Origin of the sequence: Nocardioides sp. Root682 (genome assembly GCF_001427795.1) — a bacterium.
GTDB lineage: Bacteria > Actinomycetota > Actinomycetes > Propionibacteriales > Nocardioidaceae > Nocardioides.
This window is the reverse complement of the sequence record NZ_LMHJ01000002.1, coordinates 538,692-559,506: the sequence shown is the minus strand read 5'-3', so window position 1 is coordinate 559,506 and position 20,815 is coordinate 538,692. Positions and strand designations below refer to the sequence as shown.

General features: G+C 69.0%; 23 protein-coding genes. 10 read left to right on the top strand and 13 right to left on the bottom strand.

Annotated elements, in window-relative coordinates; translation table 11 throughout:
* Positions 1–85 precede the first annotated feature (85 nt).
* Both ASD84_RS14965 and ASD84_RS14960 read left to right on the top strand, forming a co-directional pair.
* Positions 86–754, top strand: coding sequence for a lysophospholipid acyltransferase family protein (locus tag ASD84_RS14965; protein ID WP_056711920.1), 669 nt, complete (start codon positions 86–88; stop codon positions 752–754).
* Positions 755–810: 56 nt separating this feature from the next.
* Positions 811–1,470 (top strand): GTP pyrophosphokinase family protein, encoded by a 660-nt coding sequence (locus ASD84_RS14960; RefSeq protein ID WP_056711917.1) that lies wholly within the window; start codon positions 811–813, stop codon positions 1,468–1,470.
* Here ASD84_RS14960 and ASD84_RS14955 read toward each other — a convergent pair.
* The 5 genes from ASD84_RS14955 to ASD84_RS14935 form a co-directional block, all read right to left on the bottom strand.
* Positions 1,467–3,221, bottom strand: coding sequence for a DUF429 domain-containing protein (locus ASD84_RS14955; RefSeq protein WP_056711914.1), 1,755 nt, complete (start codon positions 3,219–3,221; stop codon positions 1,467–1,469). The two genes, ASD84_RS14960 and ASD84_RS14955, sit on opposite strands and share 4 nt — an antisense overlap.
* Positions 3,222–3,269: 48 nt before the next feature.
* Positions 3,270–3,791, bottom strand: a complete 522-nt coding sequence (locus tag ASD84_RS14950) for a PepSY domain-containing protein (RefSeq protein WP_056711911.1) — start codon at positions 3,789–3,791, stop codon at positions 3,270–3,272.
* Between the two features lie 99 nt (positions 3,792–3,890).
* The gene (locus ASD84_RS14945) at positions 3,891–5,264 is read right to left on the bottom strand and encodes an ATP-binding protein (protein WP_082573537.1); all 1,374 of its coding nucleotides are present in this window, start codon (positions 5,262–5,264) and stop codon (positions 3,891–3,893) included.
* Positions 5,257–5,934 carry a response regulator transcription factor gene (locus ASD84_RS14940; protein ID WP_056711908.1) on the bottom strand — a complete coding sequence of 226 codons (678 nt, stop codon included), beginning with the start codon at positions 5,932–5,934 and terminating at the stop codon, positions 5,257–5,259. Before ASD84_RS14940 ends, ASD84_RS14945 begins: the two co-directional genes overlap by 8 nt.
* A gap of 66 nt (positions 5,935–6,000) precedes the next feature.
* Entirely contained in the window at positions 6,001–7,239 is a 1,239-nt protein-coding gene (locus ASD84_RS14935) for a cytochrome P450 (RefSeq protein ID WP_056711905.1), read from the bottom strand.
* A 142-nt stretch (positions 7,240–7,381) separates the two neighbouring features.
* Here ASD84_RS14935 and ASD84_RS14930 point away from each other — a divergent pair, with 142 nt between their 5' ends.
* Positions 7,382–8,545, top strand: coding sequence for a steroid 3-ketoacyl-CoA thiolase (locus ASD84_RS14930; protein ID WP_056711902.1), 1,164 nt, complete (start codon positions 7,382–7,384; stop codon positions 8,543–8,545).
* A gap of 81 nt (positions 8,546–8,626) precedes the next feature.
* Here ASD84_RS14930 and ASD84_RS14925 read toward each other — a convergent pair whose 3' ends face one another.
* From ASD84_RS14925 to ASD84_RS14915, 3 genes are read right to left on the bottom strand one after another with little or no spacing between them, the layout of a single operon-like run.
* Positions 8,627–9,865: a cytochrome P450 gene (locus tag ASD84_RS14925; protein ID WP_056711900.1), complete on the bottom strand. Its 1,239-nt coding sequence runs from the start codon at positions 9,863–9,865 to the stop codon at positions 8,627–8,629.
* A gap of 53 nt (positions 9,866–9,918) precedes the next feature.
* Positions 9,919–10,806, bottom strand: a complete 888-nt coding sequence (locus tag ASD84_RS14920; RefSeq protein WP_056711897.1) for an SDR family oxidoreductase — start codon at positions 10,804–10,806, stop codon at positions 9,919–9,921.
* Entirely contained in the window at positions 10,803–11,585 is a 783-nt protein-coding gene (locus ASD84_RS14915) for an SDR family oxidoreductase (RefSeq protein ID WP_056711893.1), read from the bottom strand. The genes ASD84_RS14920 and ASD84_RS14915 overlap by 4 nt, the downstream gene beginning before the upstream one ends.
* Before the next feature lie 41 nt (positions 11,586–11,626).
* On the opposite strand from ASD84_RS14915, the gene ASD84_RS14910 reads away from it, so the two are divergent.
* From ASD84_RS14910 to ASD84_RS14885, 6 genes are read left to right on the top strand one after another with little or no spacing between them, the layout of a single operon-like run.
* Complete coding sequence (locus tag ASD84_RS14910; RefSeq protein ID WP_056711890.1) at positions 11,627–12,424, top strand: enoyl-CoA hydratase family protein; 798 nt, start codon at positions 11,627–11,629, stop codon at positions 12,422–12,424.
* Positions 12,421–13,317, top strand: coding sequence for a CoA transferase subunit A (locus ASD84_RS14905; protein ID WP_056711887.1), 897 nt, complete (start codon positions 12,421–12,423; stop codon positions 13,315–13,317). Before ASD84_RS14910 ends, ASD84_RS14905 begins: the two co-directional genes overlap by 4 nt.
* A complete protein-coding gene (locus ASD84_RS14900) occupies positions 13,317–14,093 on the top strand; it encodes a CoA-transferase subunit beta (protein WP_056711884.1) in 777 nt (258 codons plus the stop codon). Before ASD84_RS14905 ends, ASD84_RS14900 begins: the two co-directional genes overlap by 1 nt.
* Positions 14,090–15,157, top strand: a complete 1,068-nt coding sequence (locus tag ASD84_RS14895; protein WP_056711881.1) for an NAD(P)H-dependent flavin oxidoreductase — start codon at positions 14,090–14,092, stop codon at positions 15,155–15,157. Before ASD84_RS14900 ends, ASD84_RS14895 begins: the two co-directional genes overlap by 4 nt.
* Positions 15,158–15,177: 20 nt before the next feature.
* Positions 15,178–15,579: a hypothetical protein gene (locus ASD84_RS14890; RefSeq protein ID WP_056711878.1), complete on the top strand. Its 402-nt coding sequence runs from the start codon at positions 15,178–15,180 to the stop codon at positions 15,577–15,579.
* Entirely contained in the window at positions 15,576–16,646 is a 1,071-nt protein-coding gene (locus ASD84_RS14885; protein ID WP_056711875.1) for a dipeptidase, read from the top strand. Before ASD84_RS14890 ends, ASD84_RS14885 begins: the two co-directional genes overlap by 4 nt.
* Positions 16,647–16,650: 4 nt before the next feature.
* Here the strand turns inward: ASD84_RS14885 and ASD84_RS14880 are convergent, their stop codons facing one another.
* The 4 genes from ASD84_RS14880 to ASD84_RS14865 all read right to left on the bottom strand — a co-directional run bounded on the left by ASD84_RS14880 (position 16,651) and on the right by ASD84_RS14865 (position 19,419).
* On the bottom strand, positions 16,651–17,283 hold the full coding sequence (locus tag ASD84_RS14880) for a hypothetical protein (RefSeq protein WP_056711872.1): 633 nt from the start codon (positions 17,281–17,283) through the stop codon (positions 16,651–16,653).
* A gap of 48 nt (positions 17,284–17,331) precedes the next feature.
* Entirely contained in the window at positions 17,332–17,640 is a 309-nt protein-coding gene (locus ASD84_RS14875; protein ID WP_056711868.1) for a hypothetical protein, read from the bottom strand.
* A gap of 73 nt (positions 17,641–17,713) precedes the next feature.
* A complete protein-coding gene (locus tag ASD84_RS14870) occupies positions 17,714–18,910 on the bottom strand; it encodes an META domain-containing protein (protein WP_056711865.1) in 1,197 nt (398 codons plus the stop codon).
* Positions 18,907–19,419 carry a SigE family RNA polymerase sigma factor gene (locus tag ASD84_RS14865; RefSeq protein WP_056711862.1) on the bottom strand — a complete coding sequence of 171 codons (513 nt, stop codon included), beginning with the start codon at positions 19,417–19,419 and terminating at the stop codon, positions 18,907–18,909. The genes ASD84_RS14870 and ASD84_RS14865 overlap by 4 nt, the downstream gene beginning before the upstream one ends.
* 134 nt (positions 19,420–19,553) lie before the next feature.
* Between ASD84_RS14865 and ASD84_RS14860 the strand changes: the two genes are divergently transcribed.
* Entirely contained in the window at positions 19,554–19,811 is a 258-nt protein-coding gene (locus ASD84_RS14860) for a hypothetical protein (RefSeq protein ID WP_056711859.1), read from the top strand.
* A gap of 9 nt (positions 19,812–19,820) precedes the next feature.
* On the opposite strand, the gene ASD84_RS14855 is transcribed toward ASD84_RS14860, so the two are convergent.
* On the bottom strand, positions 19,821–20,810 hold the full coding sequence (locus ASD84_RS14855; protein WP_162251540.1) for a GNAT family N-acetyltransferase: 990 nt from the start codon (positions 20,808–20,810) through the stop codon (positions 19,821–19,823).
* Between the last annotated feature and the right edge of the window lie 5 nt (positions 20,811–20,815).

Sequence of the window (20,815 nt, the reverse complement as noted above, 5' to 3'; positions counted from 1 at the left end):
CCACGCGGGTGACGACCACCACGAACCGAGCCCACCCCTCCGTGCGGATGGGTACGACGGACGCCGGGCCTTCTAGGCTGGGTCCGTGCTCTACGAGGTCCTCCACGCCATCGTCCCTCCCGTCGCGCGCGCCGTGTGGCGCCCCACGATCGAGGGCATCGAGCACGTCCCCATGTCCGGGCCGGTGCTGATCGCGAGCAACCACCTCAGCTTCGCCGACAGCGTGGTCATCCCGATCGTGGCGCCCCGCAAGGTGGTCTTCCTGGCGAAGTCGGACTACTTCACCGGTCCCGGGATCAAGGGACGGATGAGCAAGGCCTGGTTCGAGGGCCTGGGCATGGTTCCCGTCGACCGCGATGACACGCAGGCTGCGCTCAAGTCCCTCGACATCGCGCTGGAGGTCCTCGGCCGCGGTGACGCGTTCGGGGTCTATCCCGAGGGCACCCGCTCCCGTGACGGCAGGCTCTACCGCGGCCGTACCGGCATCGCCCAGCTCGCCCTGACCGCCGGCGTCCCCGTCGTGCCCGTCGGGCTGATCGGGACCGAGAACCTGCAGCCGGTCGACGGCGCCCTGCCGCGGCGCGCGAAGGTGACCATCCGCTTCGGCAAGCCGCTCGACTTCGTCGGCCGTTTCGATGGTGTGGCTCCCGGACGGGCCCGCCGCCAGGTCACCGACGAGATCATGGACGCGATCCACTCCCTCACCGGCCAGGAGCGCGTCGAGGCGTACAACGAGCGCCCCGTCGACGCCTGAGGCCGCTTGGCCACGTCAGGGATGCTGGACTCCGACCCGCCAGGAGGACCCGTCACGTGAGCACGATCGAGACCACCCCGTCCGACGACCTAGCCGCGCAGCTGCGGGAGCTCCAGGGCGGCATGGCGCGCTTCCGGATGCGCTACCAGTTCGCCCTGGACGAGGTGACCACGAAGATCTCCATCCTGCGTGAGGAGTTCGAGCAGTCGCACGACCACAGTCCCATCGAGCACGTGCGCACCCGGCTCAAGTCCGTGGAGAGCCTCTTCGCGAAGGTCGAACGCATCGCCTGCGAGCCGACCCTCGAGGAGATCGAGGCCAGGATCCGCGACATCGCCGGGATCCGGATCGTGTGCCCGTTCGTCTCGGACGTCTACTGGATCAGCGACATGCTCACCGGCCAGCCCGATGTCACGGTGCTCGAGGTCGAGGACTACATCCGCTCCCCCAAGGCCAACGGCTATCGCAGCCTGCACCTGATCATCCGGGTGCCGGTGTTCCTGTCCGACCGCACCGAGCACGTCCCGGTCGAGCTGCAGATCCGCACCATCGCGATGGACTTCTGGGCCAGCGTGGAGCACTCGATCTACTACAAGTACGACGGCATCGTCCCCACGACGTTGCTCGATGAGCTGCACCACGCGGCCGACACCGCAGCATCGCTCGACCAGAAGATGGGGCGGCTGCGGACCGAGGTCCGCGCGCTCAGCTCCTAGGCTCCGCCGCGCAGCTTGGCCAGCCGTGCCCGCAACGCCGGCACCCGATCAGCGTTGGCGCGCAGGTCGACGTACGTGTCGCCGTACACCCACAGCAGGGCGTCGTCGAGCCGTCGTACGGCGCCCGGCGGGTAGCGATAGTCCATCCGCTCCTTGAGCGCCTCGTCGTCCACGGACCGCAGCGTCTCGCCGAGCTCGTGGAGCGAGGTGATGCCGAGCTCCAGCACCAGCGCGGAGATCCACGTGTAGTGGTCGGTGCGGGACCAGCCGGAGTCGGAGTACTGACCGGCGAGGAAGGCGGCCAGCTCGCGTGGGCTGATCCGCGGGTCGTCGTCCTCGGCCTCGTCACTCGGTCCGGTCATCCCCGACTGGAGCCGGTCGCGGATGGTCGAGAACTCGCGATCGGCGAGCTCGAGGAGCCCGGCAGCCAGGGTGAACCTGCGGTCGAGGTCAGGGACGTACTCGTCCGGGATCGTGCCCTTGTAACGGATGTCGTGCTCGAACTCGGCCCAGGCGTGCTGCAGCACCGTGCGGACCTGGATCTGGGCCTGCCTGCCGCGCAGCAGTGCGAACTCGTCGTGGCCCTCGCGCGCCGGATCCAGCCCGACCAGCAGGTGGCGGCTGGCGTAGCCCCAGCGCCCTTCACTGGCCGTCTCGCGACCCATGTCGCGGTCGTCGTGGACGACGACCTGGTCCTCCATCAGGTCGGCGACCGCCTGGACGTCGCTGTGCACGTAGGTGATCACACGGATCCCGATCTGGTCGGTGATCTCGCGCAACGGGTCGCCGAAGACGGGTCGGCCGTCCACGGTGCGTGCGGCCTTGGCCGCAAACGAGGACACCGACTTCGCCCGGCCCGTGACGGTCAGGTAGTTGATGCCCGCCTCGTCGAGGATCGCGGTGACCAGCTGGACGAATTGGTCGGTCGCCAGGCGGAGCTGAGGCTGGATCTCGGCGTACTCACGAATGGCGGCACCCGCAGCGCCCACGTCGGCCGCCGCTGTCCTCGGCGCCGGGACCAGGTCGGCCGGAAGCGCAGGCGTGACGATGTAGCCCGTCTCGAAGTCGCCGTAGGTCACCGTCTGCTCGGGCCGACGGTCGGCGAAGAGTCCGACATACGCACAGATCACGGCGTCGATCTGGTCCTCGACGACGCGGAGCTCGCTCTTGCGCGTTGCCGTCTCGACCGCCGTGCGCAGCCCCGTCCAGGCCGGGCCCCCGACGGTCATCGGCGGATCCGCGGCGACGAGCCCCTCGACCAGGCTGACCAGGACGAGCAGCTCGGCGCGCAGCTGTTCGAAGTCGCGACCCGCCTTGTTCTTGTACTTGAGCGTCCGCCCCAACCGGAACAGGGCCACGGTGGCGGGGTGCGGGTAGACCTCGATGGCGCGGCGCGCGCGTCCCGACCGTGGATTCATGTCGAGCCCCAGACGACCTGCGATCCGCGCGCCACGGGGCTGGCCGCTGAACTCGGGCTTGCCGGTGTTCGACGGGTGCGCGCCCGCATCGAAACGGGCGAAGTCCTTGTTCAGCTCGGCCTCCGCGGGGCGGTTGCCGGTCTTGTTGACCACGATCAGCGGAGCGTCGATGGCGACCAGGCAGTCGCCTTCGACGTACGACGCCAGTGCCTCCACGATCTCGTCGTCACTGGTCACCGTGGCCACCGACACCAGCTGGCCGTCCTCGTCGAGGACAGCCAGACCGGTGGGCCTACGGTCGCCCCACGCGAGGTCGACTCCGACGAAATGCATAAGGGGCAGCCTGCCCTACCGGCTGCCCCCTTGCGCGCTCGACATGGATCAGTTGTCGGCGATCTTGTTCAGCACCTTGAAGTTGACGTCCAGGTCGACGTCCCACTCGACGTTGAACTTGTCGAGCACCTCGACGTCATACGCGGCGCCACGGTCGTCGCTCGCCTCGACGTCGACGACCTTCCCGCCGCCGACAGCGGCCAGCGCGGCCTTCTCAGCCGATGCCCGCTCGCTCCCGCTCAGCACGCGGTCATCGGCGTCGTCGCTCTCGTCGGAGTCGTCGGCATCCTTGGTGATGACCTTGAGGTCCTTGTCCAGGGTCACGTCGATCTCAGAGCCGTCTGCCTGACGGACCTCGACCTCGTAGGCCTCGCCCCGGTCGTCGCTGGTCTCGACGTCAACGGCCTCGCCACCTACGGCACTGGTGGCCGCGTTGGCGACCCGGTCGCGCTCGTCGCCGTTCACGTCGTTGTCAGCAGTGGCGGTCCAGATCGTGCCGCCCACGGCAAGGATCGCAACGGCGGCGATGGTGGGAAGGATGATGCGCTTGCGGCGGAGGGTGGTCTTCATGAGGGTGCCTTTCCGGGCTACTTCTCGGGGTTCCTGACTGGATGAACCCAGCCTCTCCCGACCGCACTGAAGCCAGCCTGAACGCTCCTGAAGGCCCGTTCAGGAAGGAGATTCGGCGGGCAGCCGTACGACGAACCGGGCGCCGCCGAGGGGCGACGTCGACACCTGCACGCCGCCGCCGTGCGACGCCACGATCTCGCCCACGATGGCCAGTCCGAGGCCGCTGCCCCCGGCGTCGCGAGCACGCGCCTCGTCGAGCCGGACGAACCGTTCGAACACGCGGGCACGGTCGGCCTCGGGGATGCCGGGGCCGTCGTCGTCGACGACCAGCTCGACTCCCCCGACGACGTCGCGCACGGCGATCGCGAGGGTGGCGACGGCGTGCCGGGCTGCGTTGTCGACGAGATTGCGCACCACCTGGGCGAGGGCGACCTCGTCGCCGCGGACCCGGCCGGGCGCGACTCCGGAGGTGTCGACGGCAAGGCCGGACCGACGTACCCGTCGTGCCTCGGCCAGTGCCAGGTCGTCCAGGTCCACGTCATGGGAACGCCTCGGGGCACCTTCGTCGGCGCGCGTGAGCATCAGCAGCTGCTCGACGAGGCGCTGCATCCGCGCCCCCTCCTCGAGCACGGCGGTCGCGAGCTCGCCCTCGGGCAGGGCTCCCGGGTGCGCACTGGCCACCTCGGCGGTCTGCCGGATGCTGGCCAGCGGGGAGCGCAGCTCGTGGGACGCGTCGGCGACGAACTGCTGCTGCTTCGTGCGGGAGTCCTCCAGGCGACCCAGCATCAGGTTCATCGTGTGGGCAAGGCGGTGGATCTCGTCCTGTGCCGGTGGTTCGGGCACTCTCCGGTCGAGCCGGTCACCGGTGATCTGCTCCACCTCGCGGCGGATCCGTTCGACGGGAGCCAAGGCCCGCGTGACCACGACCCAGGTCGTGCCGCCGAGCAGGACGAGCAGGAGCGGCAGCCCGACGACGAGCGGACCCACGAGGGCAGCCGTGGACTCCTCGAGGTCTTCGAGCGAGACGGCGACCACCACCACGAGGCCTCCCGCGGCCTCGTCGGTCACGACGAGATAGGGATCCTCCCCGCCCGGGAGGCTCGCCTCGTCGTGGTCGTCGCGTGCCACGGGACGGTCGAGCGGCTGGGACGAGCGCACCACCGCGCCATTGCGGTCGATGACCTGCCACACGAGGTCGTCGAGCTCCACCTCGTCGTCCTCGTCGTCGTCCTCCGGGTCCTCGTCGCCGTCGCTCTCGGCGGTGCCTGAGGCCGGAAGACCGGTCGTCGCGATCTGGTCGACCAGCTCGGAGGCTCGCTGCTCCGCCGTGGCCTCCACGCCGTCATGCAGCGAGTCACGGACCAGCGCCACCAGGACGAAGCCGCCGACCACGAGCACGATCGCCACGACCAGCACGGCCGCAGCCGTCGTACGCAGCCGCACGGAGGCGCGGCGCCAGAACACCTCAGCCACCGTCGCTCGCCAACCGGTAGCCGGCCCCGCGGATGGTCTGGATCGCGTCCCGCTCGAAGGGCCGGTCGATCTTGTTGCGCAGGTGCCGGACGTAGACCTCGATGATGTTGGGGTCGCCCTCGAAGTCGTCGTCCCAGACCGCCTCGAGGATCTGTCGCTTGGAGACGACGTCACCGGTGTGCCGCGTCAGGAAGGCCAGCAGCGAGAACTCCCTCGCCGTGAGCTCGATCTCGACGTCGCCACGCCAGACTCGCCGCGCGGCAGGATCGACCCTGAGGTCACCAGCCTCCAGGGAGGTCGGTCGTTCCTTCGCGCCCCGACGGGCGACGGCGCGCAGGCGCGCCACCAGCACCGGGAAGGAGAACGGCTTGGTGAGGTAGTCGTCGGCCCCGGTGTCGAGGCCTTCGACCTGGTCCCACTCGCCGTCCTTCGCCGTCAGCATCAGGATGGGCGTCCAGTTCTTCTCGGCCCGCAGTGCCTCGCAGACCTTGTAGCCGTTGATCCCGGGCAGCATCAGGTCGAGCACGATGGCGTCGTACTCGTTCTCCCGGGCCATCCAGAGCCCGTCGGTCCCGTCGTGGACGACGTCGACCGCGAAGCCCTCGGCCTCGAGCCCCAGCTTCAGGGATCGCGCGAGCCGCTGCTCGTCATCGACGACGAGTACGCGCATGGCAGCCTCCGGCAGGGTCGGGAGCAGCCATTCTTGCGGACCCCGGCTGAAACCCGGCTGAACTGACTACCGGTAGTTGACCTGCATCTCCTTGATCGCGTTCAGCCAGCCCGAGCGCAGCCGGCGCGGCTCGTCAGCAAGCGAGATGTCGGGCGCCAGATCGGCCAGCGCATCGAAGATCAGCTTGATCTCCATCCGGGCCAGGTTGGCGCCGATGCAGTAGTGCGCACCGTGCCCGCCGAACGCGACGTGCGGGTTCTTCTCGCGCGTGATGTCGAAGGTGAACGGGTCGTCGAAGACCGTCTCGTCGAAGTTGGCCGAGGCGTAGAAGATCCCGACCCTGGCCCCCTTCTTGACCTCCTGGCCGGCGACGACGACGTCGTTCTTGGCCGTCCGCTGGAACACCGTGACCGGCGTCGACCACCGGATGACCTCGTCGATCATCGTCTCGGGGCGCTCCTTCTTCCACAGCTCCCACTGGTCGGGGTGCTGGAAGAAGGCGTGCATGCCGTGGCTGATCGCGTTGCGCGTCGTCTCGTTGCCAGCCACGGCCAGCAGGATGACGAAGAAGCCGAACTCGTCGTTGGTGAGCGAGCCGTGGTCGTCGTCCAGGCCGACGCTGACGAGCTTGGTGACGATGTCGTCCTGCGGGTTCGCGCGGCGCTCGTTGGCGAGGGCGTCGAAGTAGACGAGGAGCTCCATCGACGCGGTGGCCGGGTCGGAGGTGTTGTCCGGGTCGTCGTACCCCATCATCGAGTTGGACCACTCGAAGATCTTCTTGCGGTCCTCCTGCGGCACTCCGAGGAAGTCGGCGATCGCCTGCAGCGGCAGCTCGGCGGCGAGGTCCTCGACGAAGTCTCCCGTGCCGCGGTCCACGGCCTCCTGGACAATCTCGTACGCGCGGTCGCGCAGGTTGTCCTTGAGGCTGGCGATCGCTCGGGGAGTGAAGCCACGGGACACGATGCCGCGCATCTTGGTGTGGTCCGGCGGGTCGTGGTGGATCAGCATCGCGCGCTGGACCTCGACCTGGTCGCGCGTCATGTCCTCGGCGAACCGGATGATCACGCCGTTCTCGGCGGTCGACCAGTTCTCGTTGTCCTTGGAGATCTCCCGGACCTCCTGGTGCCGGGTACAGGCCCAGTAGCCCGTGTCGAGGAAGCCCGCGCGGGCATGGGGCGGCTGCTCGATCCAGCGGATCGGCTCGTTCGCACGCAGGGAACGGAACTCCTCGTGCGGGAGCGCCACCGCGTTGATGTCGGGGTTCGTCGGGTCCCAACCCGCAGGAAGGAGGAGCTCGGTCGTCACGCGTCGAACCTTTCGTAGTGGAACACGTTCTAGTTCGGCCCACACTACAAACCGCCGCCCCGTAACGAAAGGGTTTCGCGAAGCCTGTTTGACGAGTGGAACAAAACGAGAACCTGTTCTAGTTCAGTGCTATCCTGCGCCCATGGGTACCCCTGTCATCGTCGATGCCGTCCGCACTCCCCTGGGCAAGCGAAAGGGCTGGCTCGCCGGGCTCCATCCGGCCCAGACCCTCGGCTTCATCCAGGCCGAGGTGCTCCGCCGAGCCGGGGTCGACCCGGCCCTCGTCGAGCAGGTCATCGGCGGCTGCGTGACCCAGGCGGGCGAGCAGTCCAACGGCATGGTCCGCCGGGCGTGGCTGTACGCCGGCCTCGCCCAGGCCACGGCCGGCACCTCACTGGACGCCCAGTGCGGGTCGGGCCAGCAGGCAACGCACCTGATCAACGACATGGTCGCCGCCGGGTCCATCGACGTCGGCATCGCCTGCGGAGTCGAGATGATGTCGCGCATCCCGCTCGGCGCCAACGTGCCTCCCGGCATGGGCGACCCGCGGCCGTCCGACTGGTCCATCGACATGCCCAACCAGTTCGAGGCTGCGGACCGGATCGCCAAGCACCGCGGGATCTCCCGCGCCGACCTCGAGGCCCTCGGCCTCGCCTCTCAGGTGAAGGCGCGAGCCGCCGTCGACGAAGGCCGCTTCAAGCGCGAGATCGCCGCCATCGAGGCGCCCGTCCTGGACGCCGACGGCAACCCGACCGGCGAGACCCGACTCGTCGACACCGACCAGGGCCTGCGCGAGACCACGCTCGAGGGCCTGGCGAGCCTCAAGTCGGTCCTGCCCGACGGCATGCACACGGCCGGTACGTCGTCCCAGATCTCCGACGGCGCGGCCGCCCTGTTGATCATGGATGAGTCGAAGGCCCGGGCGCTCGGACTCACGCCCCGCGCCCGCATCGTGTCGCAGACCCTCATCGGTTCCGACCCGTACTTCCACCTCGACGGTCCGGTCGACGCGACACAGCGTCTGCTCGACCGCACCGGCATGGCGATCAGCGACTTCGACCTGTTCGAGGTCAACGAGGCGTTCGCCTCTGTCGTCCTGTCCTGGGCCGGAGTGCACGGTGTCGACATGGACAAGGTCAACGTGAACGGCGGCGCGATCGCCCTCGGCCACCCGGTGGGCGCCACCGGCGTACGGCTGATCACCACCGCACTGCACGAGCTCGAGCGCCGCGACCAGTCCACCGCGCTCATCTCGATGTGTGCGGGCGGCGCGATGGCGACCGGCACGATCATCGAGCGGATCTGATCCGGCCCCATCCGGAGACAGACGAAGAGGCGGTGTCCCCCAACGGGGACACCGCCTCTTTGCTTGGTCGGTTGGTCTTGGTCAGCGGTAGCTGACCGGCATGTCCTTGACGCCGTTGATCCAGCCGCTCCGGAGCTTCGTGGGCTCGCTGGTGAGGCTGATCTTCGCGTCACGGTCGGCGAGGGCGTCGAAGATCAGCTTCACTTCCAGCCGGGCCAGGTTGGCGCCGATGCAGTAGTGCGCACCGTGGCCACCGAAGGCCTGGTGCGGGTTGGTCTCACGCAGGACGTTGAACGTGAACGGGTCCTCGAAGACGTCGTCGTCGTAGTTGGCCGACGCGTAGAACAGGCCGACGCGGTCGCCCTCCTTGATCTGCTGGCCGCTGATCTCCAGGTCCCGCTTGGCGGTGCGCTGGAAGACCGTGACCGGCGTGGCCCAGCGGATGATCTCGTCGACCGCGGTGTCAGGGCGCTCACTCCTGTAGAGCTCCCACTGGTCCGGGTTGTCGATGAACGCCTTCATACCGAGCGTGATGGCGTTGCGCGTGGTCTCGTTGCCGGCCACCGCCAGCAGGATCATGAAGAAACCGAACTCGTCGTCAGTGAGGCCGTTGCCGTCGACGTCCGCCGAGACCAGCTTCGTGACGATGTCGTCCTGGGGGTTGCGGCGCCGGTCGTCGGCGAGCGCCATGGAGTACGCGAGGATCTCCATGAACGCGGTCATCTGGTCGCCGCCGAGCTCCGGGTCGTCGTACGACAGCATCTGGTTGGACCACTCGAAGAGCTTTCCGCGGTCCTCCTGCGGGACGCCGAGGAGCTGGGCGATGGCCTGGAGCGGGAGCTCGGCGGCGATGTCGGTGACGAAGTTCCCGGACTCCTTCGCGAGCGCCTCGTCCACGATCTTCTCGGCGCGGTCCTTGAGCCATTCGTGCAGGCTGCCGACGGCGCGCGGCGTGAAGGCGCGGGAAATGATCTGACGCAGCTTCGTGTGCTCCGCCGAGTCGTGGTTGATCAGCAGGAAGCGGGTCTGCTCGAGCTCTTCGCGCGTCATGTCCGGCGCGAAACGGATGATCACGCCGTTCTCGTACGTCGAGAAGTCGGTCTGGTTCTTCGACACCGCAGCGACGTCGGCATGCTTGCTGAGCGCCCAGTAGCCGGTGTCGAGGAACCCGGCCCGGGCACCCGGGTCGGCCTGCTCGATCCAGCTCACCGGAGCCGTCTGACGCAGCGCCAGGAGCTCCTCATGGGGCATCCGCTGACGCAGGATGTCCGGGTCCGTCGGATCGAAGTTCGTCAGCGTCGGGGCCTCAACAGCAGTCATGGCCCCGACGCTACACACTTTCGTCTTGAAACGAAAGACTTTCGTAAACGTGTCTAGCTGCCCGTTCCGTAAACGGGTTCCGGCGTCGGTGCCGCGGCCAGCAGGTCGCGCAGGGCCGGCCCGACTCCGGCCGCTTCCCAGCGGGTCCCGTTGTCGCGCGACGGGCCGTGCGACCAGCCGTTCTCGACGGTGATCACGCTGCCGTCGATCTCGATCACGCGGCCAGTGATGTCGCCGGCCTCCTCGGACGCGAGCCACGCCACGATCGGCGAGTTGTCCTCGGGGAGGGCCATGGCGGAGGTGTCGAACGCACCCTCGGTCATCCGCGTCCTGGCGACGGGAGCGATCGCGTTGACGGTGACGCCGTACCGACTCATCTCGACGGCCGCGACGAGCGTCATTCCGGCAATCCCCGCCTTGGCAGCGGAGTACGTCGTCTGCCCGAGCGAACCCTGCAGGCCCGCACCTGAGGACGTGTTGATGACGCGAGCCGCGCGCTGCCGGCCCTCCTTGGCCTCGGCGCGCCAGTAGGCGCCGGCGTGGCGCAGCGGTGCGAAGTGGCCCTTGAGGTGGACCCGGACGACGGCGTCCCACTCCTCCTCGGAGGTGTTGATCAGCATCCGGTCCCGGAGGAAGCCGGCGTTGTTGACGAGGATGTCGAGTCCACCGAAGGTGTCGATCGCCTGGCGGACCATCGCCTCTGCCGACGCGAAGTCGGCGACGTCGGCACCGTTGACCACGGCCTCGCCGCCCATCGCCTGGATCTCCGCGACGACCTCGTGGGCGGGCGACTCCTCGGTGCCCTCACCGGCAGCCGAGACGCCGTAGTCGTTGACGACGACCTTCGCGCCGTGGCGCGCGAGCTCCAGGGCGTGCGCGCGGCCGATCCCGCGTCCCGCGCCTGTCACGATCGCGATGCGACCCTCCAGCAACCTGCTCACTTGTCGTTCTCCTCGTTCTGGGCATTGCTCTGGGCGATGTGAAGGAACACCGGTTGCTCTCCCCCGCCGTGACAGGCGAGCTGAGCACCGGAGACGTACGACGACAGGTCGCTGGCCAGGAAGGCGGCCACCTGTCCGATCTCGGCGACGTCGGCCATCCGGCCGAGCGGGATGGTGCGCTCGATCCGGGCGACGGTCTCGTCACCGCCGTAGTGGTCGGCTGTGTCAGGCGTGCGCACGAGGCCGACATCGATGGAATTGACCCGGACCTTGGGGCCCCATTCCTGGGCGAGCGAGGTGGTGAGCGAGTCGAGCCCGGCCTTCGCGGCGCCGTACGCCGCAGTACCCGGGGAGGGACGGAGTCCCGACACCGACGAGATGTTGATGATCGAGCCGCCCGTGGCCTGACCCTGCATCACCCGGTTGGCGGCCTGGCTCACGAGCAACGCGGACATCAGGTTGAGGCCGATGACCTTGTCGTGGAAGCGCGGCGACGCGTCGGCGGCGAGCGCGTACGGCGCCCCGCCGGCGTTGTTCACGACGACATCGAGCTGCCCGAACTCGCTCACGATCGCGCTCACGAGCGCGTCGACGGACTCGGGATCGCGGACGTCGCAGATCCGGTGCGTCGAACCGGTGGGCGGCGTCGCGTCCGACCGGCCGCAGGTGACGACCGTGGCACCGGCTTCGAGCAGCACCTCGGCGATGCCGCGGCCGATGCCCTTCGCGCCGCCGGTGACGAGGGCGACCCGTCCGGCGAGATCGAGTTGGAGTGACATGTCCGCACCCTACCAAGCAAATGCTTGGTAGGGTGCCTTCCATGACGGTTTCCAGTGAACTGCGCGACGACGGCATCCGCGTCGTCACCATGAACGCGCCCCCGGTCAACGCCCTCACCGTGCAGGGGTGGTTCGACGTGGCCGCGGCCCTCGACGAGGCGAGCGCGGACCTGGCGACCAAGGTCGTGGTCCTGCGCGCCGAGGGCAAGGGCTTCAACGCCGGCGTCGACATCAAGGAGATGCAGAACACCACCGGCTTCGACGCGCTGATCGGCGCCAACAAGGGCTGCTTCGCCGCCTTCAAGGCCGTCTACGAGTGCGCGGTCCCCGTCATCGCGGTGGTCAACGGCTTCTGCGTGGGTGGCGGCGTCGGCCTCGTCGGCAACGCCGACATCGTGGTCGCCAGCGACGACGCCTACTTCGGTGTCCCCGAGGTCAAGCAGGGCGCGCTGGGTGCGGCCACGCACATGGCCCGGCTCGTCCCCCAGCAGATGATGCGCGCGCTGTACTTCACCGCTGCGACCATCCCCGCGACCGAGCTGCACCGCTTCGGCTCGGTCTACCGGCTGGCCCCCCGCGACGAGCTCGACGCCGTCGCGCTCGAGGTCGCCGCATCGATCGCCGACAAGGACACGCGGGTCATCAGGGCCGCGAAGGAAGCGTTGAACGGGATCGAGCCCGTCGACGTGAACAAGAGCTACCGGTTCGAGCAGGGATTCACCTTCGAGCTCAACCTCGCCGGTGTCAGTGACGAGCTTCGCGACGAGTTCGCGGGAACGGAAAAGGCAGTTTCGAGGCTCGCTGGTGCTCACACCTCAACCACCGAGGAGAACAAATGAAGCCCCGCGACAAGCAGATGACGATCGACGAGGTCGTCGCCCAGCTCTCCGACGGAATGACGATCGGCATCGGCGGGTGGGGTCCGCGGCGCAAGCCGATGGCCCTGGTCCGCGCCATCCTGCGCTCGGACCTCAAGGACCTGACCATCGTCAGTTGGGGTGGCGCCGACGTCGGCCTGCTCGCCCGGGCCGGCAAGATCCGCAAGGTCGTCTACGCGTTCGTCTCCCTCGACTCGATCCCGCTGGAGCCCAACTTCCAGCGTGCGCGGCAGAACGGCACGATCCCCGAGGTCGTCGAGCTCGACGAAGGCATGTTCCAGACCGGCCTGTACGCCGCGGCCCAGCGGCTGCCGTTCCTCCCGATGCGCGCGGGGCTCGGCTCCGACGTACTCGTCAACAACGCGTGGATCAAGACCGTCGCGTCGCCGTACGCCGACGAGAACGGCGACTTCGAGGAGCTGACCGCCGTGCCGGCACTCAAGCTCGACGTCGCCCTGGTGCACCTCAACCGCGCGGACGTCCACGGCAACGCGACGTACCTCGGCCCGGACCCGTACTTCGACGACCTGTTCGTGCAGGCCGCGGACAAGGCGTTCGTCTCGGTCGAGCAGATCGTCGACACGGCCGGCCTCACAGTCGACACCCCGGTGCAGCGCCTGCTGATCAGCCGGATGATGGTCGACGGCGTCGTGGAGACGCCGAACGGTGCGCACTTCACGGTCTGCACCCCGGACTACGAGCGCGACGAGAAATTCCAGAAGGCGTACGCCGCCGCGGCGGGCGGCTCCGACGAGGACTGGGCCGCGTTCGAGGAGCGATTCCTCTCCGGTGACGAAGCGGCCTACCAGGCAGCCGTCGTTGCCTTCCACACCGAGCTCGAAGGAGCCAAGTGATGACCGAGTTCTCCCGTGCGGACGTCTGCGCAGCTGCCATCGCCGATGCGTTCAAGGACGACGGCGAGATCTTCGCCTCGCCGATGGGCATGCTCCCGATGCTGGGGGTCCGGCTCGCCCGACTGACCTCCAACCCGGACCTGGTGATCTCCGACGGGGAGTCGCTCTTCCTCGCCGGGACTCCCCCGCTGTTCGCGAAGGCCGACGTCGTCGAGGGCTGGATCCCGTTCCGCCGCGTCTTCGACGTGGTCGCGTACGGCAAGCGCCACGTGATGATGGGCGCGACGCAGGTCGACCGACAGGGCAACCAGAACATCTCCGCGATCGGTGACTTCGCCCAACCGAAGCGGCAGCTGCTGGGCTCCCGCGGTGCGCCGGGCAACACGGTGAACAACCGGACGTCGTACTGGGTCCCGAAGCACAACACCCGGGTCTTCGTCGAGAACGTCGACATCGTCTCCGGCGTCGGCCCGGCCCGCGCGAAGGCGGCCGGCCCCGGCGCCTCGAAGTACAACGACATCCACCGGATCGTCACCAACCTCGCCGTCTTCGACGTGAAGGGTGCCGACGACACGGTCCGGCTGCTCTCCGTGCACCCGGGCGTGACCGTCGAGGAGATCGTCGAGGCGACCGGATTCGTGCTCGACATCCCCGCCGACGTACCGACGACGCGCGAGCCGTCCCTCGAGGAACTGATCATCATCCGCGAGGTGCTCGACCCCAAGGGCCTGCGCTTCCGCGAGGTGCCCGAGCCCGTTGCAGAGGTGTCGTCGTGATCGAACAGCTGATCCGGACCCCCTTCACCGACCTGGTCGGCGTCCCGCACCCGGTCGTGCAGACCGGCATGGGCTGGGTCTCCGGGCCGCGGCTCGTCTCCGGCACGGCCGAGGCCGGCGGTCTCGGCATCCTCGCCTCGGCCACGATGACCTTCGAGGAGCTCGAGAAGGCGATCGTCGAGACCAAGAACCGCACTGACAAGCCCTTCGGCGTCAACCTCCGCGCCGACGCGGGCGACGCACCCGCCCGCTGCCAGCTCCTCATCGACTACGGCGTCAAGGTGGCCTCGTTCGCGCTCGCCCCGAAGCCGGAGCTGATCGCGAAGCTCAAGGAGCACGACATCGTCGTGATGCCGTCGATCGGCGCGGCCAAGCACGCGAAGAAGGTCGCTGCCTGGGGTGCGGACGCCGTGATGGTGCAGGGCGGCGAGGGCGGCGGCCACACCGGCGCCATCCCGACCACCCTGCTGCTCCCCACCGTGCTCGACGCCGTCGACATCCCCGTGATCGCCGCCGGTGGCTTCTTCGACGGCCGCGGCCTCGCTGCTGCCCTGTCGTACGGCGCCGCGGGCGTCGGCATGGGCACCCGCTTCCTGCTCACCCAGGACAGCGCTGTCCCCGACGCCGTGAAGCACCTCTACCTGGAGAAGGGCCTGACCGACACCGTCGTCACCGCGAAGGTCGACGGCATGCCGCACCGGATGCTGCGCACCGAGCTCGTCGAGTCCCTCGAGGAGACGTCCGCGGTTCGGAGGTGGGGACCGACTGCGCGACGCACCCTCGAGTTCAAGAAGTCGACCGGCATGTCGTGGACCGAGCTGCTCAAGGACGGCCGGGCCATGAAGAAGGCCCAGGGCCGCACGCTCGGCCAGATGGCCCTCGCCGCCAACACCCCCACCATGCTGCGCGCCGGCCTGGTCGAGGGCGACACGTCCGCGGGCGTGCTGGCCAGCGGCCAGGTCGTTGGCGTCATCGACGACCTGCCGACGTGCGAGGCGCTGATCGAGCGGATCGTCGTACAAGCGGCGGCGGAGCTCCGGCGGGGGGCGTCGTACCTGGTGTGACGTTCCGTCATGCTTGCCCCATGCGATTCACCGAGCACGAGCTGACCGCGGCGCTGACCGGAGCGGCCAAGACCGTGGTCGCGTCGAACCGCAAGGTCCGCAAGGGCGGCAAGGACATCGACACCGTGTGGAACGAGATGGACCGCTACGAGCGGTTCAAGGTCCTCGACGCCCTGGGGTCGCAGATCCTGCCGGTGCTGGTCGCTCTGCCCGACGTCGATGTCGAGCCGGGGACGCGGCCGTCGTACTCCAACAGCGAGGTGACCGATGCGGTCTCCGGGCTGGTCGGCGACGAGCTGGGCAAGCTGCGCCGTGCAGTCCTGGTGAAGGCACGGACCCTGCTGGTGCAGACGGCGCTCGCGAGCGTGCCGCCCCGGCTGGATCCCGACGCCTTGATCAACGCGTCCGGCGACCCGACATGACATCGACCCGCCCGGCCTACACCCACCCGGTTGCGCACCAGGCGTACGACCTGTCGCAGATCATCGACGGGCACAACGACCTGGCCTGGTCCTCGCGGATGGTCGCCGGGTACACCGTCGAAGGGCTCGACGGACCCGAGCACCCCTTCAAGACCGACATCCAGCGGCTGCGTGCTGGCGGGGTCGGCGCACAGTTCTGGTCGGTGTACTCCCGAGGCGGGCTGGCTCCGTCTGAAGCGGTCCAGTACACCCTCGAACAGATCGACTTCGTCCACCGCCTGGTCGACCGTTACCCCGACACCTTCGTCCTGGCGCGCACGGGGACCGAGATCCGGACCGCGTGGGAACGCGGGCAGATCGCCTCGCTACTGGGTGCCGAAGGCGGGAACAGCATTGGCGGATCCCTGGCGGTGCTGCGCGTCCTGGCGGGTCTGGGCGTCAAGTACCTGACGCTCACCCACAACCACAACACCACCTGGGCCGACTCGGCCACGGATGTTCGAGCCCACGGAGGGCTGACCAGCTTCGGCCGCGAAGTGGTGGCCGAGATGAACCGGCTCGGCGTCCTGGCCGACCTCTCGCACGGCTCGTTCGACACCATGCGGCAGACCCTCGAGGTGAGTTCCGCGCCCGTCATCTTCAGCCACTCGTCCTGCCACCAGGTCTGTCCGCACCCGCGGAACGTCCCCGACGACGTCCTCGGCCGGCTCTCGACCAACGGAGGCGTCCTGATGGTGGCGTTCGTTCCGGAGTTCGTCAGCGCGGACTACTGGGACTGGCACGACCAGGGCAAGCACGGAACCCGTCCGCCGGTGACGGTCAACCAGGTTGCCGACCACATCGAGCATGCCCGGGAGGTCGCCGGGATCGACCATGTCGGCCTCGGATCCGACTACGACGGTGGCGGCGACTTCCCCGACGACATGGGGGACGTCAGTGGTTTCGCTGTCCTCATCGACTGCCTGGCCGAGCGCCGGTGGAACGCCCGTGAACTGGCGAAGCTCATGGGCGGCAACATCCTCCGCGTCCTCGACGACACCGCCAAGGCAGACGTCACCGACGCGTAACCCATCACCCGCCGGGCGGGCTCTCGCCGTACGGATCAACGGGCGCGCCGTCACCGGTCGTCGGCAGGTCGCCGCGGGTCACCGGCGACAACGGCGGCAGGACTGCAGGGGTCGTCCCGTCCTGACGCCGAGCGCCCAGCGCTGCCCTGGTCAGGGAGTCCCGGTCGACTGCAGCCGTTGGCGCGCCCACGGTGAGGTGGTGGCCGTCCCGGCTGACGACGTACTCGTGCCAACCACCGCCGGTGCGGTACCAGCCGGTGCCGTCCGCCTCGCACGACTCGACCGGAGCCGGAAGACCTCCGCTCGGGCCACCCAGAGGGGTTCGCTCGCAGGTGGCCCGGTCGTAGGAGCCTTCCTTGACATCGAGGTGGACCTCGGTCGTGTACGGCGGCTCGTCGGGCACGTACACCGCGGCGTAGTCGGAGTCGCCGCGCACCCCGGCGGACTGCTCCGCCAGCTCGAACCCGGACAACGCAATGGTGTGCACGAGGGCGGGGTCGACGCCCTGGCTCAGCACCCGCTGGTACGTGTCATCGGGCAGGGGTGCCGGGCCTCCATCGGCACCGCTCGGTTCGGTGCCGCATCCACTGCTCAGCAGAAGAAGGACGGCGAGGGAGAGGACGCTCTTGCTCAGCATGTCCGCGACCGTAGGGCGGAACCGTGTCGTCCACCTGAGCCCGTGGGCTCAGGCGTCCTTGGACTCGCGACGCTCCTGCAGGCGCTGCTGGGCGGCCTCGAGGAACTCCAGGCACGGTGCCTCGCTCGCGGAGTGCTTCTCACGAAGGTGGAAGATCCAGCGGTCCATCGCGGCCATGAAACCGTTGTCCTCACCCGGGCGGAGCGTCGACCAGTGGATGTGACCGCGGACGATGCACTCCGCGCAGTTGATCTTGTAGACGAACTGGTCGTTGGCGTCGACGTCGATCTTCACCTTGGCGAGCGGACCGGCCTGTACGGCGGCCTTCCTCTCACGAGCGGAGCGGCTCGCAACCATGTCGTCCCCCTCGGGTGTTCGGCCCATGGAGCCTACCGGCCGCCGGACCGGGCCTTCCCTCGCGGGCCTTCCGTCAAGGATGCAGCTTCCGGACGTCGCCAGGGACGATGCTCACCGTGAGCTCCTCGTTCCGAGGCATCTCCTGCGCCGTGAAGAGCGTGACCGGCGCGACCGGGGCACGCGGCCCGAGATCCGTCATCCCGTCGGCGTCGAACCGGGCGCAGGCCGGGATCCGGCCCTGCTGCCAGATCCCTCCCACACCGATCCCGAGTCCGGGCGGGTCCGCCGGTTCGATCGTCCAGCGAATGCCGTCCGGAGCGTCGATGACCGCGCCGCACCCGTCCTCCTCGGGCGACTCGACGAGGCACACGGTTGTCCGTCGGATCACCCAGCCGCTGTCAGTGGGCTCGACGAGGTGGACGGCGGCCGGTTCACCGACCGCGGCGCCCACCTTCACGTACCGGTTGCCGTTGCCGTCTGGACCGACCGACTGGAACTCCTGACCAGCAGTGAGCCATGGCTCGACCGCCGCCTCCGGGCTTGCAGCTCGCTCGGTCTCTGGCTCCTGATTGACCACGAAGGCAATGACCGGCGTCTGGCAGAGGTCGCGGGCCGTGGTGTTGGCGTCCTCCGTCGGGATGACGGCACCCGCATCCTTCAGCGGGACCAGGACCGCGACGATCATCCCGTTCCCGGCGTTGAGCTGGACCTTTGCGCCCTCGCCCTGCGACACGAGCCGGACGTCGAGCAAGCGCTCAACGAGGGGTGGCTCGTCCTTGCAGGCGACCAGCGAGGACCCGAGGTCCTCGTGGGGGAAGGTCAGCTCGGAGCCGTTCCGGAGATACGTCCCGAAGATGCTGTTGCACCCGGTCGTGCCGGAGAGGGTCCCGTCGTCGAAGGTCAGCTGGACGGACCCGGTACCAGCGGGGTCGTGGAAGAGGTTGTTGCCTCGCGACGAGACCAGGGCCTCGACCACCCACGTCCCGTCGAGCGCCGGGGCCGCTTGAGGGTCGCCCGACTCAGACGCACTCGACCCGGCAGTGCTCGGGTCGTCAGCGGGCAGGGTGGTGTGGTCCGTGCCGCCCGCCAGCGCCGCGGTCAGCCCGACGACGAGCACGACGGCCGCCGCAGCCGCAAGAGTCACCAGTGCCGTGCCCCGACGGCGACGGCTGCGTTCGCCTGCGGCGACCAGCGCACCGACGGGTGCCTCCGACGTCGGCACGGAGGCGGCCAGGCCTTCGACGTACCGGATGATCTCGTCGTCGCTCATTGCTCACCTCCGTGGTGCAGCTCGAGGATGCCGGGATCCTCTGCGAGGCGAGCGAGTGCCCGCGACAAGCGGCTCTTGACCGTTCCATTGGGCACGTTCAACGCCTGCGCGGTTTCCCGCTCGGAGAGCTGCAGGTGGATCCGGAGGACGACGACCTCGCGCTGTTCCGGGTTGAGGACGCCGAGCGCCTTCCGCACCAGCTCTGCCTCAACGACGCCGACAGGTGCGGCCTGCTGCGGCGCTTCCGGCAGGGCGTCTACGGGGACCTCGCCCCGCCATCGGCGTCGGTGCGCCTGGCGGTGCAGGTTGATCAGGATGCGCGCCGTGTACGCCGCCGGATCGTCGGCACGTTCCACATGACGCCACTTGACGAAACACCGCACCAGGGTCGTCTGCGCCAGGTCCTCGGCTTCGTGGAGGCTGCAACCAAGGAGCACCGCTGACCGGACGAGGAAGGGCCAGCGCACTCCCGCGAAGGCGGCGTACTCCGCCTTCTGTGCCTCGTCCATGCGCGCGCTCCTCGCCTCTCATGGACAACGATGACTCAGGTCGGGCGATCGGTTCCACGAACGGCCCGACAAGTTTGCGGGCCGATCGATGATCTGTCGGCACGGTCGCCTAGGGTCAGGGGCGTGAAGTGCCGATGAGCAAGATGGACGGACTGCGCGCCATGCGCGAAGCCCGCTACGCAGCAGCAAACGCCCGCACCGCGACGCCCGCCAAGGGCGCAGCGCCTGCGAAGGCCGCGCCGAAGAAGGCGACGCCCCAGGCCGCGCCCAAGGTCACGACGCCGGCTGACGGTGCGGAGCCCGACGAGTCGCTGTGCGGGCACCGCAACATGAGTGGCCGCACCTGCACGCGCGAGCGCGGGCACAGCGCCAAGAGCCACCGCTACTCCTGACCTGCGCGATCAGTCCAGGTTGCGCTGGTAGGCCCACTCACGGCCCATCACCCGGTAGCCAAGAATCTCGTTGACGCCGATCATGTGGTCGTTGGACTCGGCGTTCCACGTGTCGACGGTCCGCAGCCGCGGCTCGTCCTCGCGCAGCCAGCGCAGCATGTCCGCCTTCAGCAGCAGGCCCAGCCGGTGGCCACGGTGGGCCTGCGTCACCGACGTGTCGTGCTGGTCACCCCAGGTCGGGTCCTCCTCGGAAACCGCGACGACGGTCTGGGCGGCGAGTGCGCCCGACGGCACGTGCCGCGCCACCACGCGGAACAGGCGTTCTCCGCGGCCGGCCATGGCCGTCTCGTAGGCAGCCATCCGCTCGGGAGTGAACACCTCGTCCTCGTAGTCCAGGTCGTCCGTCGGGGCGTCGTTGATCGCCGACGCCATGACCGCGAGGGCGTCCAGGCGGTCCGCGGGGGTGGGGACGCTCCAGCGCTCCAGGACGTAGTCCGTCGCGTGCGGCAGCGCGGCGTCGTACCGCTTGTCGAGCTCGGGCCAGTCGATGTCAGCCAGTGTCTGGCGGCGGTTGATCGAGGCGAGCTTCTTCTCGAAGGCGTGGCGATCCGCGAACGCGTGCGCGGCCGCCGTGTCCCATGCCTCGGCAGCGATGATCGTGCGGCCGCGGCGGCGGGCCTCGTCGAGCAGCGCCTCGAGGATCACCGCTCCGTGGCCCTGACGGCGATGCTCCGGGTGCACCTCGACCCGGATCCACGCCAGTTCGAGGTTGTCGTACTCGCTGGTGCTGATCGCGCCGCTGCCGACGACGGCGTCGCCGACCCGCGCGAGGTACGGCGTGTCGACCTCGCCGTCCCAGCCGTGCCGGAAGCGACCAACGGCCATCGCTCGGGTCTGCGGCCGGTTCCACGGAGAGTCGACAGAACTCGTGGCGTTGGTCAGGTCGACCCACGCGTCGACTTCGGCCACGTCATCGGGGCCGAACGGACGAATCTCCATGCCAG